This is a genomic window from Hydrogenothermus marinus (assembly GCF_003688665.1).
Taxonomy (GTDB): Bacteria; Aquificota; Aquificia; order Aquificales; family Hydrogenothermaceae; genus Hydrogenothermus; species Hydrogenothermus marinus.
In genome coordinates, this window is the sequence record NZ_REFO01000010.1 from 84,618 (window position 1) to 102,070 (window position 17,453).

At 26.7% G+C, this 17,453-nt stretch carries 18 protein-coding genes and 1 tRNA gene; 14 read left to right on the plus strand and 5 right to left on the minus strand.

Translation table 11 applies throughout. The features are described 5' to 3' along the window. Positions 1-97: 97 nt before the first annotated feature. The 5 genes from CLV39_RS00850 to CLV39_RS00870 all read left to right on the plus strand — a co-directional run bounded on the left by CLV39_RS00850 (position 98) and on the right by CLV39_RS00870 (position 6,129). Positions 98-2,776, plus strand: a complete 2,679-nt coding sequence (locus CLV39_RS00850; RefSeq protein WP_121922342.1) for an AAA family ATPase — start codon at positions 98-100, stop codon at positions 2,774-2,776. Then, positions 2,773-3,945 carry a bifunctional phosphopantothenoylcysteine decarboxylase/phosphopantothenate--cysteine ligase CoaBC gene (gene coaBC / locus CLV39_RS00855; RefSeq protein ID WP_121922343.1) on the plus strand — a complete coding sequence of 391 codons (1,173 nt, stop codon included), beginning with the start codon at positions 2,773-2,775 and terminating at the stop codon, positions 3,943-3,945. Before CLV39_RS00850 ends, coaBC begins: the two co-directional genes overlap by 4 nt. A 13-nt stretch (positions 3,946-3,958) precedes the next feature. Beyond that, positions 3,959-4,447, plus strand: coding sequence for a cation:proton antiporter regulatory subunit (locus CLV39_RS00860; RefSeq protein WP_121922344.1), 489 nt, complete (start codon positions 3,959-3,961; stop codon positions 4,445-4,447). Next, positions 4,440-5,639 (plus strand): cation:proton antiporter, encoded by a 1,200-nt coding sequence (locus CLV39_RS00865; protein ID WP_121922345.1) that lies wholly within the window; start codon positions 4,440-4,442, stop codon positions 5,637-5,639. The genes CLV39_RS00860 and CLV39_RS00865 overlap by 8 nt, the downstream gene beginning before the upstream one ends. Before the next feature lie 88 nt (positions 5,640-5,727). Continuing rightward, the gene (locus CLV39_RS00870) at positions 5,728-6,129 is read left to right on the plus strand and encodes a hypothetical protein (protein WP_121922346.1); all 402 of its coding nucleotides are present in this window, start codon (positions 5,728-5,730) and stop codon (positions 6,127-6,129) included. 3 nt (positions 6,130-6,132) lie between these two features. On the opposite strand, the gene CLV39_RS00875 is transcribed toward CLV39_RS00870, so the two are convergent. After that, positions 6,133-7,395: a L,D-transpeptidase gene (locus CLV39_RS00875; protein ID WP_121922347.1), complete on the minus strand. Its 1,263-nt coding sequence runs from the start codon at positions 7,393-7,395 to the stop codon at positions 6,133-6,135. A gap of 49 nt (positions 7,396-7,444) precedes the next feature. Between CLV39_RS00875 and folK the strand changes: the two genes are divergently transcribed. Next, positions 7,445-7,915 (plus strand): 2-amino-4-hydroxy-6-hydroxymethyldihydropteridine diphosphokinase, encoded by a 471-nt coding sequence (folK, locus tag CLV39_RS00880; RefSeq protein WP_121922348.1) that lies wholly within the window; start codon positions 7,445-7,447, stop codon positions 7,913-7,915. On the opposite strand, the gene CLV39_RS00885 is transcribed toward folK, so the two are convergent. Next, a tRNA-Phe gene (locus tag CLV39_RS00885) sits at positions 7,916-7,991 on the minus strand. It abuts the gene before it with no gap. Positions 7,992-8,043: 52 nt separating this feature from the next. Here CLV39_RS00885 and CLV39_RS00890 point away from each other — a divergent pair. Continuing rightward, on the plus strand, positions 8,044-8,721 hold the full coding sequence (locus CLV39_RS00890) for a DUF445 domain-containing protein (protein ID WP_121922349.1): 678 nt from the start codon (positions 8,044-8,046) through the stop codon (positions 8,719-8,721). Here CLV39_RS00890 and CLV39_RS00895 read toward each other — a convergent pair. Continuing rightward, complete coding sequence (locus CLV39_RS00895) at positions 8,704-9,723, minus strand: LptF/LptG family permease (RefSeq protein ID WP_121922350.1); 1,020 nt, start codon at positions 9,721-9,723, stop codon at positions 8,704-8,706. The genes CLV39_RS00890 and CLV39_RS00895 overlap by 18 nt on opposite strands. Positions 9,724-9,727: 4 nt before the next feature. Further along, positions 9,728-10,828, minus strand: coding sequence for a bifunctional diaminohydroxyphosphoribosylaminopyrimidine deaminase/5-amino-6-(5-phosphoribosylamino)uracil reductase RibD (gene ribD / locus CLV39_RS00900; RefSeq protein WP_121922351.1), 1,101 nt, complete (start codon positions 10,826-10,828; stop codon positions 9,728-9,730). A gap of 61 nt (positions 10,829-10,889) precedes the next feature. Here ribD and polX point away from each other — a divergent pair, with 61 nt between their 5' ends. The 7 genes from polX to ychF are packed head-to-tail and all read left to right on the plus strand — an operon-like array spanning position 10,890 to position 16,822. Continuing rightward, complete coding sequence (gene polX, locus CLV39_RS00905; protein WP_121922352.1) at positions 10,890-12,656, plus strand: DNA polymerase/3'-5' exonuclease PolX; 1,767 nt, start codon at positions 10,890-10,892, stop codon at positions 12,654-12,656. 2 nt (positions 12,657-12,658) lie between these two features. Further along, positions 12,659-13,054, plus strand: a complete 396-nt coding sequence (locus CLV39_RS00910; RefSeq protein ID WP_121922353.1) for a hypothetical protein — start codon at positions 12,659-12,661, stop codon at positions 13,052-13,054. A gap of 34 nt (positions 13,055-13,088) precedes the next feature. Continuing rightward, positions 13,089-14,525: a glutamate--tRNA ligase gene (gltX, locus tag CLV39_RS00915; protein ID WP_121922354.1), complete on the plus strand. Its 1,437-nt coding sequence runs from the start codon at positions 13,089-13,091 to the stop codon at positions 14,523-14,525. A 4-nt stretch (positions 14,526-14,529) separates the two neighbouring features. Next, positions 14,530-14,979, plus strand: a complete 450-nt coding sequence (locus CLV39_RS00920) for a protein-tyrosine phosphatase family protein (protein ID WP_121922735.1) — start codon at positions 14,530-14,532, stop codon at positions 14,977-14,979. Continuing rightward, entirely contained in the window at positions 14,960-15,355 is a 396-nt protein-coding gene (locus tag CLV39_RS00925; RefSeq protein ID WP_121922355.1) for a hypothetical protein, read from the plus strand. Before CLV39_RS00920 ends, CLV39_RS00925 begins: the two co-directional genes overlap by 20 nt. 31 nt (positions 15,356-15,386) lie before the next feature. After that, the gene (locus CLV39_RS00930) at positions 15,387-15,671 is read left to right on the plus strand and encodes a hypothetical protein (protein WP_121922356.1); all 285 of its coding nucleotides are present in this window, start codon (positions 15,387-15,389) and stop codon (positions 15,669-15,671) included. A gap of 38 nt (positions 15,672-15,709) precedes the next feature. Further along, positions 15,710-16,822: a redox-regulated ATPase YchF gene (ychF, locus tag CLV39_RS00935; RefSeq protein WP_121922357.1), complete on the plus strand. Its 1,113-nt coding sequence runs from the start codon at positions 15,710-15,712 to the stop codon at positions 16,820-16,822. On the opposite strand, the gene CLV39_RS00940 is transcribed toward ychF, so the two are convergent. Then, positions 16,819-17,436 carry a 3'-5' exonuclease gene (locus tag CLV39_RS00940; RefSeq protein ID WP_121922358.1) on the minus strand — a complete coding sequence of 206 codons (618 nt, stop codon included), beginning with the start codon at positions 17,434-17,436 and terminating at the stop codon, positions 16,819-16,821. The two genes, ychF and CLV39_RS00940, sit on opposite strands and share 4 nt — an antisense overlap. Positions 17,437-17,453 lie beyond the last annotated feature (17 nt).

Here is a 17,453-nt window from a genome sequence, read left to right on the forward strand (position 1 = left end):
TATATCTTTTAAGGTATCCACACCTTATGTTAAAATCTTTTAAATTAAAAAGAAATTATATATAGAAAATTAAATAAAGGAAAAACAAGTAAAGGTAATGATTTTAAAATCAATAAATATAAAAAATTTTTTAGCACATGAAGATACAAAAATAAATTTTGCTGAAGAAGGTATAACTGCAATAGTTGGAGATAATGGAGCAGGCAAAACTTCTATCTTAGAGGCTATATACTTTGCTTTATATGGAAACTCTTCTAAAGGAAAGATATCAGAACTTGTACAATGGGGAAAAAGACAAGCGATTGTTGAGCTTGAATTTTTTAAAGGAAATAACCAATACAAAATCTATAGAGAAATAACTCTTACAGGGAAATCCCATAATACTCTTTCTGCAGTTTATAAAAAAGAAAAAGGAAGCTATAGACTTTATTATCAAAAAAATATTAATAAAGAAATTCCAAAACTTACAGGAATAGCATCAAAAACATTTACAACTTCAATTCTTGTAAAACAAGGAGATATAGAAGGACTTATAGAACTAAAACCAAAAGAAAGAACAAAAGTTTTTGAAGAGCTTTTAGATATGAGCCTTTATCAGATTTTGTCTGATAAATATGGAGAAAAGAGAAGAAATCTTGAAACACAGATAGAAGCAATATCTAAAACATTACCAGATGAAGAAAGCTTAAAAAAAGAAATACTTAAATTACAAGAAAAAAAAGCTGAACTTGAAAAAGAAAAAATAAAAATAGAAAAAGAAAAGGCAGATATAGAAGAAAAAATAAAAATACAAAATCAGCTTGTAGATAGCTTATTTTCTAAAAAAGAAGAAAAAGAAAAGATTTTAGCAAAAATAGATAAAAATCAAGAAAATTTAAAAATACTAAATCAGCAAATAGAAGAAAAGAAAGAAGTATTAAAACAGATAGAAGAAAAAGAACAAATTATACCTGAACTTGAAAAGTATGTAGAGCAATTAAAAGAAAAAGAAAAGATATATAAAGCTTACTTACAATCTCAAAAACTTAAAGAAAAATTAAGCCACTTAAAGGAAAAACAATCTCAATTAGAAGAAAATTTAGAAAATATAAAAAATTTAGAAGATATTGCAAAAAATTACTTAGAAAATAAAGAAAAATTACAACATCTAAATAAAAAAATAAATGAACTTTCTCAACAAAAAGGACAGATTAAAGCACTTGAAGAAAGACTACAACAAATAAAAAATATTTTAAAAGAAACCCAAAACCAAGCTTTAGAAATAGCAAATCAGCTTACAAAACTAAAAAGAATATTTAATACATTAAAGCTAAATCCAGAAATTGCAAAATCAATGATAAGGGATAGTGAATTCTTAATAGAAAAATACCAAAAAGAACGAGAAGATTTATTAACAGAACATAGAACCTTGAAAAATAAAATAGAAGAGATTAAACAGCAAATAAGAGATATAGAAAATCTAAAAGGTAACTGTCCAAAATGTTTAAGACCTGTAGAATCTCATTCAAAAGAAGAAATAATTAAAGATTTAATAGAAAAGGAAAAAGAGCTTGAAGAAAAGATAGAGCAAATTAAAAAACATGGAACGGAAAAAAGAAGAAAATTAGAAGAAGAGAAAAAATCCTTAGAACTTTTAAAAGAGTTTCAAAGTTTTTATGATGAGCATAAAAAAGCAAAAAAAGAAAAAGAAGATATAAATATAAAAATAAAACTTATAGAAAGAAGATTAAAAAAACTTGAAGATTTAGAAAAACAGAAAGAAGAGATAGAAAAATTTTTAAAAGAAAATGAAGAAAACTATCAAACATATATTCAAAGTAAAAAAGTAGTAAAGCAGTTATCAAATGAAAGTATAGAAAATAATATAAGACAGATAGAAAGTCAGCTAAAAGATTTAAAAATTGAAGAGATTATAGATATAAAATTATTAGAAGAAGAGATAAATCAGTTAAAACAAAAAGAGAAAGAGTATATAAAAGTAAAAGGGTTTATATCCCAAAAAGAAAAAATTCAAAGAGATTTAGAAGATTTAGAAAATAAAATCAATACTATTAATAAAAATATTCATATATTGAACCAAAAGTTAAAGGAATATGAAAATATAGAAGAAAATCTACAAAGAGAAAAACAAAAATTAGTAGAACTTGAAACTCAATCAAAACAAATACATGAAAAACTAAATCCTATCATCTTAAACCTTGGAGAAGTAGAAGGGAAAGAAAAAGTTATAAGCAAAGAAATTGAAAATTTAGAAAAAAATAAAGAAGAACTTAAGAAACTAAAAGAAAAAGCAGAAAAATATAGAAAACTTGAAATATCTCTTGGTCCAAGAGGAATACAAAAAATAATAAGAGATAAAGCATTAAAAGAACTTCCACTAAGAACAGAGATAATTTTTAAAGCATTTGGATTTAATTTTGAAAGGATTATGTTTTCTGAGAATTTTGATATATCAATACAAGTACCAACCTATGAAAGAAAAGATAGATTCATATCTACTGAAGCAATAAGTGGAGGCCAAAAGGTAGCATTAGGCCTTGCTTTAAGACTTGCATTAAGTCATCTTCTTGGAAATAAAAGTGAGTTTTTAATCCTTGATGAACCTACAATCCACTTAGATCAACAAAGAAGAGAAGAACTTGTAAATATACTTTTAAAACTAAAAAATAAAAAATATGTAAAACAGCTAATAATAGTGACCCATGATAGAGAAATAGAAGATGCAGCAGATCAGATATATTATGTAGAAGAAGGAAAAGTTAGAGAGATAGCATGATTTTAAAAGATAAAAAAATTCTTGTTGGAATAACAGGTTCTATAGCCTCATATAAAGCTTGTGATCTTATAAGACATTTACAAAAAAAAGGGGCAGAAGTTAAAGCTATTATGACACCTTCTGCTAAGCAGTTTGTAGGAGAGTTAACTATTAAAGCTTTGACAGGGTATGAAGTATTATCAGACTGGAAAGATGGAGAAACAGGATTGGAACATATCTATATGGCAAGATGGCCAGATAGCTTTGTAATTGCACCAGCATCAGCAAACACCTTGGCAAAATTAAGAATAGGTTTAACAGATAATTTTTTAACATCCGTAGCTTTAGCTTATGATAAACCAATAGTTATAGCCCCTGCAATGAATACTAAAATGCTACAAAATCCAGCCACCCAAGAAAATATAAAAATATTAAAAGAAAGAGGCTATATTTTTGTAGAAACAAAAGAAGGTATCCTTGCTTGTGGTGAAGAAGGAGTAGGAAAACTTGCAGATATTGAAGATATAGAAACAGTAATATTATACTCAATAGAAGATAAACCTTTAAAAGATAAAACAGTTTTAATTAGTGCAGGAGGTACAAGAGAATATTTTGATCCTATTAGATATATATCTAATAATTCTTCTGGACAGATGGGCTATGCCCTTGCAAAAATGGCTTACGTTCTTGGAGCTAAAAAAGTAATTTTGATCTCAGCACCAACATGTTTAAGAAAACCTTATGGAGTTGAAAAAATAGATGTAGTTTCTGCAGAAGATATGTATAAAGAAGTTATGAAATATTTACCTGAAGTAGATATTATAATAATGAATTCTGCAGTTGCAGATTTTAAACCTAAAACATATAGTAAACAAAAACTTAAAAAAGCAAAAGAAAAGCCAATAGTTGAATTAGAATCAAATCCAGATATTTTAAAAACTATAGGAGAAAAAAAGAGTAAAAATCAAGTTTTAATAGGTTTTGCAGCAGAAAGTGAAAATATCCTAGAAAATGCAATAGATAAATTACAAAGAAAAAATTTAGATGTAATAGTAGCAAACAAGTTAAATGTTTTTAGTAGTAGAGAGCATACAGGAATAATAATTTTTAAAAATAGAGAAAAAATAGAAATACCACCAATGGATAAAGAATCTTCTGCTTTATTTATATTAAAAAATGTCTTTAAATAGGAGGTTTGAAAAGATGGAGTTTAAAGAAACAGATCTACCAGGGATAGGAAAAAAATACTCAATAACAACTTCTAATGGAGATAAGATTGTTACAGTTATTCATCTAACAGGTAAAAGAGAAATTTTTTATTTTGAAAAAGATGATATGGAGGACCCTCTTTGTGATATTGTATTAAATGAGGAGGAAGCAACTCAACTTGGAAGTATTTTAACAGGTACGTACTTTAAACCAGAACAAGAGAAGCTACAAGAAGTATTAGTTAAGAACCTTGCTATAGAATGGGTAAAAGTTCCGTTAGATTCACCTCTTGCTAATAAAAAAATATCAGAACTTGAGATAAGAAAAAAAACAGGAGTTACTGTAATTTCTATTATTAGAGGAGAAGAAACTATTATAAACCCACTTCCTGATGAAATTATAAAACCAAATGATACTTTGGTATTAGTTGGAACAAGAGAACAGATAGAACATTTTATTAAGGAGTTTAAAATAAATGCATAGTGCTTTTGGTCTTAATTTCCTTATACTATTTGGCATTTTAATGATTTCTCTTTTTATAGGAGGAATCGTAGGTAAAGTTTTAAGACTTCCATCTATTCTATTTTTTATCCTAGTTGGAATTTTTGCAGGAAGTTTAGTACATCATGATGAAACTATAGAAAAACTTAGTGAACTTGGTATAATCTTACTTTTCTTCTATCTTGGACTTGAGTTTAATTTTGATAGAGCAATAGAAACAGGCAAAAAAATATTACCGATAGGTACTTTGGATTTTTTATTTAATTTCGTTTTAATATTTGCTGTAATGTATCTTGTTTTTCATTTTAGTTTATATTTATCCTTATTAGCTGGAGGTATTGCTTATGCATCGTCTTCTGCAATTACAACAAAAACTATAATAGATAATCATAGAATAGCAAACCCTGAAACAGAATTAATATTAGGTTTAATGGTATTTGAGGATATTGTAGCACCTGTAATTCTTGCAATAATTGCTGCATTTTCAATAGGTACAAATCCTTCTTTTTTAGAAATAAATATTATATTTTTAAAAATAGCTTTAGTTTTCGTCGGTATCTGGCTAATATCAAAATATTTAAAAGAATATATATCAAAATTGATAGAAAATATATTAGAAGATGATATTTTTATACTTTTTACTTTAGGTTTTATAGTTCTATTTGCTGGATTTACAAAAATAATAGGGCTTTCTGAGGCTTTAGGTGCATTTTTAGCAGGATTGTTAATAGCAGAAACTGGTAAAGGGGAAGAAGTAGAAAGTTTGCTTATTTCTATTAAAGAACTTGCAGTAGCAATATTCTTCATGTTTTTTGGAGCTTCTATAACTTTTTCTCTTGATATAGAAGAAAAATATATATTTGCACTTTTAGTGATAATCATTTTATCTATATTTGGAAAATTTTTAACTGGATTAATAGGTGGTTTAATTTATGGTCTTTCCAAAAGAAGTTCAATAATAACTGGTTTTTCTATTATAAATAGAGGAGAGTTTTCTATTGTAATGGCAAAATATACACCACCAAAACTGATTCCAGTTGTTGGTATATATGTTCTTTTTATGGCAGTTATTGGAACTATCTTTGTTCAGTTTGCAGATAAATTAGGATATTATTTAATACCTAAGAAAAGGAAAAGGAAGAAAAAAAGAAATATAAATGAAATTTATACTTGATTTTATAAATTTTTAAAATTGCCGAAACTCTAATTATGGGTTAAAATTAGTATTGTAAATTAAATTTATAAAATATGGAGGAATCAAAATGAAAAAGATTTTAAAATTAGGAACTATTGCAGTTTTAGCAGGTACAGTATTTAGCTCTTGTGCTACAAAAGCTTACGTTCAAGAGCAGTTAGAACCTGTAAAGCAAAAACAAGCTGAACTTGAGAAAAAACTTTCTGATGTTCAACAAGATATAGCAACTTTAAAAACTGATGTAAGTAATAACAAATCTGCAATTGATGAACTTAAAGTAGGGGATAATGAAATTAAACAAAAATTAAATGATATTGAAGCGTTAGCAAATCAAGCTTTAGACAAAGCAAATCAAGCTAATGTTAAAGCTGATAAAAATTCTGAAAGTATAGCTAATTTAGAACAAGAGCTAAAAAGAACTAACGAAAACTTAGAAAAATTAATTCAGCAAAGATTGTTAAAAAAATAAGTATTAATAGAGAGGATAGCTAAATCCTCTCCTCTCTTTTTTTACAAATTTTAAGTAATTCTCATTTATTTTTTTAGCATAAATATTTAGATTTAGTTTTTCCATTTCATTTTTAGTTTTAGCATGTATTTCGATATATTTTTTATTATCTATATAAGATGCTTTTATAAATTTTTCATAAATATAAACTTTAGTTCCCTCAGGTACTAAATCATATAATCTTTTAACATCTCTATTGTAAAGTCTTATGCATCCATGACTAACCTTTAAACCTACCCCAAAGTTTTTATTTGTACCATGAATAAGATAAGAACTATATCCTAATCTCATAGCTCTTATACCAAGAGGATTATCTGGTCCCGGTGGAACTATCTTTGGCAAGTTTGGATTTTCTTCTCTTATATTATCAGGTACATACCATGCAGGATTTTCTCTTTTTTCTGTTATTTTAAACATTCCTACTGGTGATTTTGCGTCATCTGTGCCAATACCTATTGGAAAAGTGATTACATATTTATCTTTATATATATAATAAAGTCTTTTTTCCGTAAGGTTTATATATATCTCATCTGATTTTGGTTTTAAAGCAGGAATTAATCTTTTCCTTGGTAAGAATATTGCCTCTCCTTTTCTAATATCAAAAGGATTTAAAAAAGGATTAGATTCCCTTAACTCATCATAACCCATATCTGTTTTGTATCCAACTTCATATAAAGTTTGATTTTCATCTGAAAAATATATTTTGTTTAATCCGATTAATCTTGTATCATTATAAGGAAATATATTTACATAAGGGGTAAAATCTTTTAATTCATCAGGTAAATCTAATTTTTTATATTTTATATCCCATATATATCTAAATTTTTCTTTTATTTTTTTTGCTTTTTTCGGTTTATTTAAAAAAAGATTATATAAAAGAACAAAAACTCTTTTTTGAGTATCATCATCTAAAAATTTCTTTCCTTTTTCTAACTCTTTCTCAACATAATGTTCCATTGCCCAGTAATTTCTTGTTCTAAAATAAGTAAAAGCAAGTAGTTCTAAAATTTTTCCTCTGTTTTTATCATTTAATGAAGCATGTTTTAGAAAATCAAGGCAGCTTTTTTCTGTAATATTGTAAAGACCTTCATTATAAGACTCAAAAGCAATTTTGAAATCTTTTAATATTCTTTTTTCAGTAATTTCAAAAGATGCTTCTTTTAATAAATCATCTACAGAAGCATAAGAAAAGCTAAATATAACTAATAAAATTAATATTTTTCTCATTTTTACCCTTATAATAGTTTTAGTAATTATTATATAATTTTCGGTAGATATGAAGAAAATATTTTTAGGACTTGGTTCAAATATTGGAAATAAAGAAGAGAATATAAAAAAAGCAATATCTTTATTATCTGATTTTGTTTTTGATATAAAGCTTGCAAAACTTTACAAATCAAAAGCTTATGGATATGAAAATCAAGATGATTTTATAAATACTGCAATTGTTGGATATACAAATCTTCAGCCAGAAGAACTTTTAAAAAAACTAAAAGAAATAGAAGAAAAGGTTGGTAGAAAAAAAAGGTTCCATTGGGGTCCAAGAGAGATAGATATAGATATTCTTTTTTATGAAGATTTAATTTTTAAGTCTGAAAATCTTGAGATACCACATCCAAGGATTTATGAAAGGGATTTTGTTTTAAAGCCTTTAGTAGATTTAGAACCAGATTTTATACATCCAGTTTTAAATAAATCAGTAAAACAGCTTTTAGAAGAACTTGAGGAAAAATATATTATTGAATAATGGTGGCCAAGGGCGGAATCGAACCGCCGACACCGCGGTTTTCAGCCGCGTGCTCTACCAACTGAGCTACCTGGCCACATTAGGATATATATTATATAAAGTTTATTCTATAAATGCAAGAGGTATATATGGAAATAAAGATTTTATTAATTCCTATTGTTGGAGCTTTTATAGGTTATATTACCAACTGGTTAGCTATAAAGATGCTTTTTAGACCATATAATGAAGTAAAATTTTTTGGATATACACTTCCTTTTACACCAGGTTTAATTCCAAAAGAAAGAGAAAAAATTGCAGAAAATATTGCTCAAACAGTGGCAGAACATCTTTTGCCAGAAGAAAAAATTATTCAGATGCTGGAACAGATAGGTTATAAAGAGAAAGTAAAAAAAAGAGTTGAGATTGTTATTAACCAGATTATAGATGAAATAGCAGAAGATATTAAAAAAGGTATAAAAGAAGGTATATCCTTAGGAAAAATAAGCATAAAAGGATTTTTTGTTGCTTCTGCATTGGAAAAAGCTATAGACAAATTAATTCCTATTATAAAAGAAAAAATAAAAAAAGATTTATATAAAAAATCCTCAGATAAGATAATAGAAAATATTGAAGAAGAAATTCCTTATATTATTTCTCAGCTTGATATAAAAGGAATAATAAAAGATACATTAATGAATATTAATATTGAAACCTTAGAAAAGATAATTATTGGCATTTCGGAAAATCAATTAAAATATATTACATATTTAGGAGCAGTAATTGGATTTTTGATAGGTTTATTTCAAGTTCTAATTTTTCTTATATAAATAGTGAGATATACTAAAAAGGATGACAGTAATTATAAAAATATATAATAAAGGATTTAAGCTACCTTTTTGAATTAGTTTTATTAAATAATAATTTATAGAAATATAAATTATAAGAATAGTTAAAAATACTGCAAGTAAGAAATCTTTTTCTTTACTTATACTAATACCTAAGAAAAATCCAATAATTCCAAGAAAAAAGAAAGGAATTATATAACCAATTCTTTCAAATATTACAGAAATAGCTTTTAATTTTTCTTCCTTTATATTAGATTTAGTAAGAGCCAAAAGGTTTTTCAATTCAAAATCTTTAAATGAATAGCTTTTTAAATACTCAATTTCCAGATTAAATATATATTTTTCATACTTTAAAACACTAAAACCTTCCTTTGATGGAATTTGAACAATTCCATTTAAAAGAGTTAAATAATTACCATTTAATATGGCATTTTGTGCAGTTATTAAATATCCTGTTTTTTTGTTATAAATAAGAATATCTTTCATATTATTTTTATTTTTTTTAGATATATAGATAATATAATTACCAGGAAGATTTTTAAAGTTTTTAGGTTGAATAGCATCTAAAAAATATTTTTTAACATTTACAGTAATAAATTTCGTTCTTTCTCTGTTTGCTTTTGGAACTATATAAAAGCTTACTAATGCAGAAAACACAGCTACTAGAATAGACAAAGTAATTATTATTTTTCTAAAAAATGATTTTGAAATTCCAGAAGAATAAATAGCATATATCTCTCTATTTTCTCTTATACTTATACCTAAAAGTAAAAAAGCAATTCCAAAAGAAAACAGAAGTTGTAGTTTAAAGAAAGAAAGATTAATAAGTATTAAAGATTCTAAAAATCTAAAAATATTTATATGATAAAAAACTGAAGGTAAGCTAAGCATTTGAGAAGAAATAACAATTAGAGAAAAAATTCCATTTAGAACAAAAAAATAGAATAAAAATCTTTTTATTAATATTTTAGTTAAAATTTTCATTCTTTTATTTTACCTTATAAAACTGAAGTAAAGTATCCTCATCTAAGCTTATTATTTTACTTCTTTTTAAGTTTATACTATCTTTAATATCCTCTATTTTCAGCTTTCCAACAGCTGATATTCCATCTTCACCTATAATTTTTGGTGCTATAAAGACAGAAATTTTATCGTATAAGCCTTCTTTTAAGAATTGGGTAATAATATTTTGTCCACCTTCAACAAGAAGATGCATTATCTCTTCTTCATATAAAGAGTTCAAAATATCTTTAATTGTAAAGTATCCATTATTTAAAGGTAAAATCTTAATTTTTATATTTTCTTTTTCTTGTAGCTTTTTAATTTTTTCCTTATCTGCATTTTCAGAAGTTAAAACTACGGTTTTTGCATCTTTATTAAAGATATTAAAATCTAATGGTAGTTTTAAATCTTTATCTATTAAGACTCTAATTGGTTGTTTTTCTGATTTTATATGTCTAACTGTTAAATATGGATTATCTTTTAAAGCAGTATTTGTTCCTACTAAAACTGCAGTAGCTTCATTTCTTAATTTATGAGCATATTCTCTTGCTTTTTTCCCTGTTATCCATTTAGAACTTCCTGTAAAAGTTGCAATTTTTCCATCAATAGATTGAGCCCATTTAAGATGGATAAAAGGCCTTTTTTCTTTTATATAAACAAAAAAATCTTCATTTAAATTTTTAGCTTGCTTTTCTAAAACACCTACCTTTACTTCTATTCCTTTTTTTCTTAATATTTCTACACCTTTTCCTGCTACTAATGGATTAGGATCTAATGTGGCAACTACTACTCTTTTTATCTTATTTTCTATAATTGCATCTGTACAAGGAGGAGTTTTTCCATAATGACAACAAGGTTCTAAAGTTATGTACATTGTAGAGTTTTCTATATCGTATCCTTTAGATAAAGCATCTTTTATAGCTTCTCTTTCTGCATGAGGCTTTCCTGCTTTTTCATGAAAACCTTTTCCAATTATTTTTCCATCTTTTACAATTACTGCACCAACTGTTGGATTAGGATGAGTTAAGCCTTTTCTTTTTTTTGCTTCTTCTATTGCAACTTTCATAAAACAGTTATCTTTTTTCATTGCAACACCTGCGAAAATAGATTATTTTTATTTTTATTAATAATAAAACAGGAGTATTCAAATGTATAACATAAACAAAGACCTTGCAAATATATTTTACAAAATGGCAGCAATTTATGAGTTTTTAGATGATAATTTTAGAGCAAGAGCCTATCAAAGAGCGGCACATGTAATAGAGGATTTGCCAGATGATATTAGAAACTATATTCAAGGTGGTAAAATACAAAGATTTAGAGGAATTGGTGAAAGTATATACGCAAAAATAAAAGAGTATATAGAAACAGGAAAAATTTCTAAATATGAAGAACTAAAGAAAAAGGTTCCAGAAGACTTTATTGAGCTTATAGATCTTCCGGGAATAGGTCCAAAATCTTTAAAAAAGATATACGAAGAACTTGGAATTAAAACAAAAGAAGAGCTTATAAAAGCTTTAGAAGATGGAAGAGTAGAAAAATTAGAAGGATTTGGCCCTAAAAAAGTACAAAATATGTTAAAAGCATTAAAAATGTATGAAATATCAAAAAGAAGAATGCTTTTATGGCATGCTTTAGAGTTATCTGATTATTTAGTTTCACAGCTAAAAAAATTAAAAGAAGTAAAAAAAGTAGAAGTGGCAGGAAGTATTAGAAGAAGAAAAATAACAATAGGAGATATTGATATTCTTGTAGTTGCAGAAGATAAAGATAGAAAAAAAATAATGGACTACTTTGTAAAACTTCCTGAGGTTAAGGAAGTACTTGGAAAAGGTCTGAAAAAAACAAGCGTAATTATAAAGACATCAAATGGTAGAGAAAGACAGGTTGATCTTCGTATTTTTAAAAATGAAGAATGGGGAGCCGCACTTCAATATTTCACAGGTTCAAAACAGCATAATGTTCATCTTAGAGAGATAGCAAAAGAAAAAGGATTAAAAATTAATGAGTATGGAGTTTTTAAAGTAGATACCGGAGAAAAAATTGCAGGAGAAACAGAAGAAGGTGTTTATAAATCTGTAGGTATGGATTTTATTCCACCAGAACTTAGAGAAGATAGGGGGGAAATAGAAGCAGCTTTAGAACATAGACTACCTAAGCTTGTAGAGTTAAAAGATATAAAAGGAGATATGCATATTCACTCAACATGGTCTGATGGATTTAACAGTATTGAAGATATAGCAAAATTTGTAAAAGAACATTATAAATATGAATATATAGTTATTACAGATCATTCTAAATCTCAAAGAGTAGCCCATGGATTAGATGAAAAAAGAATTTTAGAAGAAATTGAAGAAATAAAAAAATTAAATCAGCTTTTAGGATTTGATTTTATAAAGATAGGTAGTGAAGTAGATATACTTCTTGATGGTAGTTTAGACTTTCCAGATGAGATTTTAGCTAAATTAGACTGGGTAGTTGCTTCTATCCATTCTCATTTTAATAGAGATAATACAGATAGAATCTTAAAAGCTATGGAAAATCCTTATGTAAATGTGATAGGTCATCCAACAGGTAGATTAATAGGAGTTAGAGAAGGATATCCAGTAGATTTAGAAGCAGTAATAAAAAAAGCAAAAGAAACAGGAACTGCCTTAGAAATAAATTCACAACCACTTAGAATGGATATAGATGATATATGGGTTAAAAAAGCAGTAGAAGAAGGAGTAAAACTTGTAATATCAACAGATAGTCATAATTTAGGAAGTTTTGAATATATGAAAGCAGGAGTTGCTATAGCAAGAAGAGGGTGGGCTACTAAAAAAGATATTTTAAATACTAGAAGTTGGAAAGAAGTACAAAAATTTATAAATGAAAAAAGAAAAAGAATGGGAGGAATTTTAATTGGAGCTTAAAATTGGGAGTTTTAAAGGATATAGAAACTGCTTTGTCTGTTGATGAAAAAGTTCAAAAGATTTTTTCTTATTTGGCAGAAAAAGATATTAAAGAGATAAATGAATTTTTTTATTTTTATAAAATAAGAGGGAGTATAGAAAAAGGAGTTTTAGAAATTAAGATGTATTTTCAATTTGAAAATAAATGGAGAGATATAGCTAAAGTAGATTTGGAAAAAGATGAGTTTATAGAGCATATAGATAAAAAACTTTTTAAAACACTTTTATACAAAGAAAATAGATACATTATTGAATATGCAGATAGAGAGCTAAAAAGAATATCTAATGTAATTTTATCCTTAATAGCATTAATATTAGGAATACTTGTTGCATTAATAATTTCTCAAATTTTAAGTTAAAATATAAGTCTAAAACTTAAATGGAGGAATTTTATTGATAAGAGTCAGATTTGCACCAAGCCCAACAGGATATATCCATCTTGGAAATGTAAGAACAGCTTTGTTTAACTATATATTTGCAAGACACAATAATGGAAAATTAGTACTTAGGATAGAAGATACAGACAAAGAAAGATCAAAAAAAGAGTATGAAGAAGCATTGATAGATGATTTAAAATGGCTAGGAATTACTTGGGATGAAGGACCAGATGTCGGTGGAGATTATGGCCCATATAGACAATCAGAAAGAACAGAAATTTATAATAAATATCTTCAAAAATTAAAACAATCTGGACATGTTTATAAATGCTATTGCACACCTGAAGAGTTAGAAGAAGAAAGAAAGAAAGCACTTGCAGAAGGAAGACCACCAAGATATAGTGGTAAATGCAGAAACTTAAGAGAAGAAGAGAGAAAAAAATTAGAAGAAGAAGGTAAAAGCTATGTCTGGAGATTTAGAGTTCCTGATGGAGAAGTAATTGCTTTTGAAGACCTAATAAAAGGAACAGTAGAAATAAATGTAAATGAGTTTGGAGATTTTGTAATTGTTCGTTCAGATGGCTCGCCTGTTTATAACTTTGTTGTAGTTATTGATGATGCATTAATGAAGATAACCCATATAATTAGAGGAGAAGACCATCTATCAAATACACCAAAACAGATTTTAATATATAGAGCTCTTGGTTTTGAAGAACCAAAATTTGCTCATCTTCCAATAATTCTTGGAGAAGATAAAAGTAAATTATCAAAAAGACATGGCGCAGTTTCATTAAGAGCATTTAGAGATGATGGATATGTTTCGGAAGCAATGTTTAATGGACTTGCTCTCTTAGGATGGCATCCCAAAAGAGATTCTGAAGTAATAACACCTGATGAAATCATAAAAGAATTTGATATAAAAGATGTTCATAATGCACCTGCAGTATTTGACAGAGCAAAACTAAAATGGCTAAATGGAGTTTATATTAGAGAAATTTTAGATTTAGAAGATTTAACAAAAAGAGCTATACCTTTCTTTGAAAACTTCGGATATAAAGCAGATTTTGAGTATTATAAAAAAGTAATGGAAGCAATAAGAGATAGTATTGAAACTTTAATGGAGATAGGAGAAAGAGCAAAACCATTTTTTATAGATGATTTTGAATATGATGAAGATGCTAAAAAGTTTTTAGAAGATGAATCAGGATATAAAGTAGTACAAACTTTTTATGAAAAAATAAAAGACAAAGATAAAATTACTAAAGAAGATTTTAAAAAGATAACAAAAGAGATACAAAAAGAGTTGAAAGTAAAAGGGAAAGGACTTTTTATGCCAATTAGAGTTGCTCTAACAGGAAAAACCTCAGGAGTAGATGTAGCTACCTTAGTAGAAGTAATTGGAATAGAAAAAGTAAAACATAGATTAGAAAGAGCCTTAGAATATTTTGGATAAAAAAATGATTAGATGGATAACAGAGAATATAGGCGGTAGTAGAGCACCAGAACCTGAAGAGCTTTGCATATGGCAAAAAGAAGGAGTAAATACTGTTATAAATTTACTTAAAGGTAGTTACGGAGATTTTATAGCAGAAAAACAGAAAGAATCTGGTTTTGAGGTTATAAGAATACCTTTTAATATGTATGATCCTATTCCAGAAGAAGATTTCTTAGCAGTTTATGAATATATAGATCAACTTTTAAAACAAGGGAAAAAAGTAGTAGCCCATTGTAAATATGGGAAAGCAAGAAGTGGTACATTTTTAGCAGGATATTTAATATATAAAGGAAAAGATTACAACTCAGCAATAGATGAAGTTTTAAAAAAAGGTTTCTTACCTCAAACTGAAAATCAGTTAAAATTTTTACAAAATCTATATAGGAAACTAAATGGATCCAAAAACTCTTAGAAAAAGCAAAATAGAGTTTATTTCTGAAGAAGGTAAAAAACTAAAAACAGAATATTTTGAGGAATTATTAAATCAAGAAAATCTAACGATAGATGAAAAATGGTTTTTAAGAGGATGCAAGCATATTACAGAAAGACATTACACAGAAGCAATAAAAAGATTCCAGCTTTCCTCATCTGAAGATGCAAAACTTTTAATATTATTATCTGCTTTTAAAACAGGTGATAAATTTTTATTTGATGAATATTATAAAGATAATTTTTCAGATTTTGTTTATTTTACTAAGTATAAATTTTATCCCTATTTAATAATAGAAGATAAAAAATATATTGCCGACAACAACTTATTAAAAAATTTAATCAAAATTGAAATATAATAATTAAGGTTATTATTATATGGAGCTTATAATGGAAAAAATCTTACAAAAATTAGAAAGTATAGCTTCAGAAAAAGGCTTTGAACTTTTTTTTTATAAGCCTACAGAAGAAATATGGATGACAGGAACTTATCAAGATTTGAAATTTGATATTTATATCAAACATCAAAGAGACGGAAAGTATAAATTTATTTTTGAAATACCTTTTGATAAAAAGGTAGCTCTTTTTCTAAATGAGGAAAATCTTTTAAAAAGATTAGATCAAATATTTACTGAAAATCTTTATTTTATACAAAATCAAGTTGAAGTTTCTTAAATTTTTTATAAATTTTCAACAAAAAAATTGGAGGAAAAATGAAGTTAAATATAGGTATTGTAGGACTTCCTAATGTTGGAAAATCAACAATATTTAATGCATTAACAGAAACAGCAAAAGCAGGTGTAGCAAACTATCCATTTTGTACTATAGACCCTAATGTAGGAATAGTAGATGTTCCAGATGAAAGACTTCAAAAACTTTCAGAAATATCAAATTCTGAAAAAATAATACCAGCTACAATTGAGTTTGTAGATATAGCAGGACTTGTAAAAGGAGCATCTAAAGGAGAAGGACTTGGAAACCAATTTTTATCTAATATAAGAAATGTGTCAGCAATAGCTCATGTTGTAAGATGTTTTGAAGACAGTGATGTTGTTCATGTTGAAGGAAGTGTAAATCCAGTTAGAGATGCAGAAATAATAGAAACAGAATTAATACTTGCAGACCTTCAAACAGTAGAAAAAAGAATTGAAAAGGTTTTAAAACCTGCAAAATCAGGTAATAAAGAAGCAAAATTTGAATTACAAGCTTTAGAAAAAGCTAAAGATATACTTGAAAATATTCAACCTCTTAGAACAAACTTAGATAAATTTTCAGAAGAAGAAATAGAATATATGAGAAAAACAATATTCCCATTAACATTAAAACCAATAATGTATGTAGCAAATATTGGAGAGGAAGACCTTCCTGAAGGTGAAGATAATCAATATGTAAAACAGATAAAAGAAAAAGCAGAAAAAGAAAATGCTCCTGTTGTTGTTTTATCAGGAAAAGTAGAACAAGAGCTTATAGAAATACCAAAAGAAGAAAGAAAAGAGCTGTTAGAAGCTTATGGATTAAAAGAACCCGGTTTAAATAAAATGATAAGAACAGGATATAACTTATTAGATTTAATTACTTACTTTACAACTGGAGAAAAAGAAACACGAGCATGGACTATAAAAAAAGGAACAAAAGCACCACAAGCAGCAGGAGAAATACATTCAGATTTTGAAAGAGGTTTTATAGCTGCAGAAGTTATAAATTATGATGAGCTTATAAAATATGGTTCTATGCAAAAAGCAAAAGAGGCAGGAGCAGTAAGGATAGAAGGTAAAGACTACGTAGTTCAAGATGGAGATGTAATGCTATTTAGATTTAACGTTTAAACATATCTTTTTGTTTTATTTTTTTTGTTTATTTGCTTTCCTTGAGATAGCCTAATAATATCTATAACTTTATTAATATTATAATCTTGTAGGAAGTTAAGCATTACTTGGAAAGCTTTTAATGTGGCTTCTGCATCTGACATTGCTCTATGCTTTTGGTAAAAATTTATTCCTAAATAATTAGCTAAATATTCTAAGGATTTTTTCCTTAATTCTGGAAAAATTCTTCTTGCAAGATTATCTGTACATATAGAAGGTAGTTTTAAATCTTTTTTATATAAAAATTTATGAGTTTCATTTAAAAATGAGTAATCAAACTTAATATTATGTCCTACTAAAATACTATCTTTTATAAATTTATAAAACTCAGGATAAATATCCTCAAAATAAGGTTTATCTATTACCATACTATTTGTAATACCTGTAAGCTCTGTAATATGAGAAAATAAAAACTCTTCTTTAGGTTTTACCAATTGAGAAAATTTGCCTATTATCATTCCACCTTGATATTTTATTCCTGCAACTTCAATTACAGAATTTTCTTTTGGTGAAAATCCTGTAGTCTCAAGATCAACTATTACGAAAGTAGCTTCATTAACTGTTAAATTGTACATTTACTATCCTTTAAATT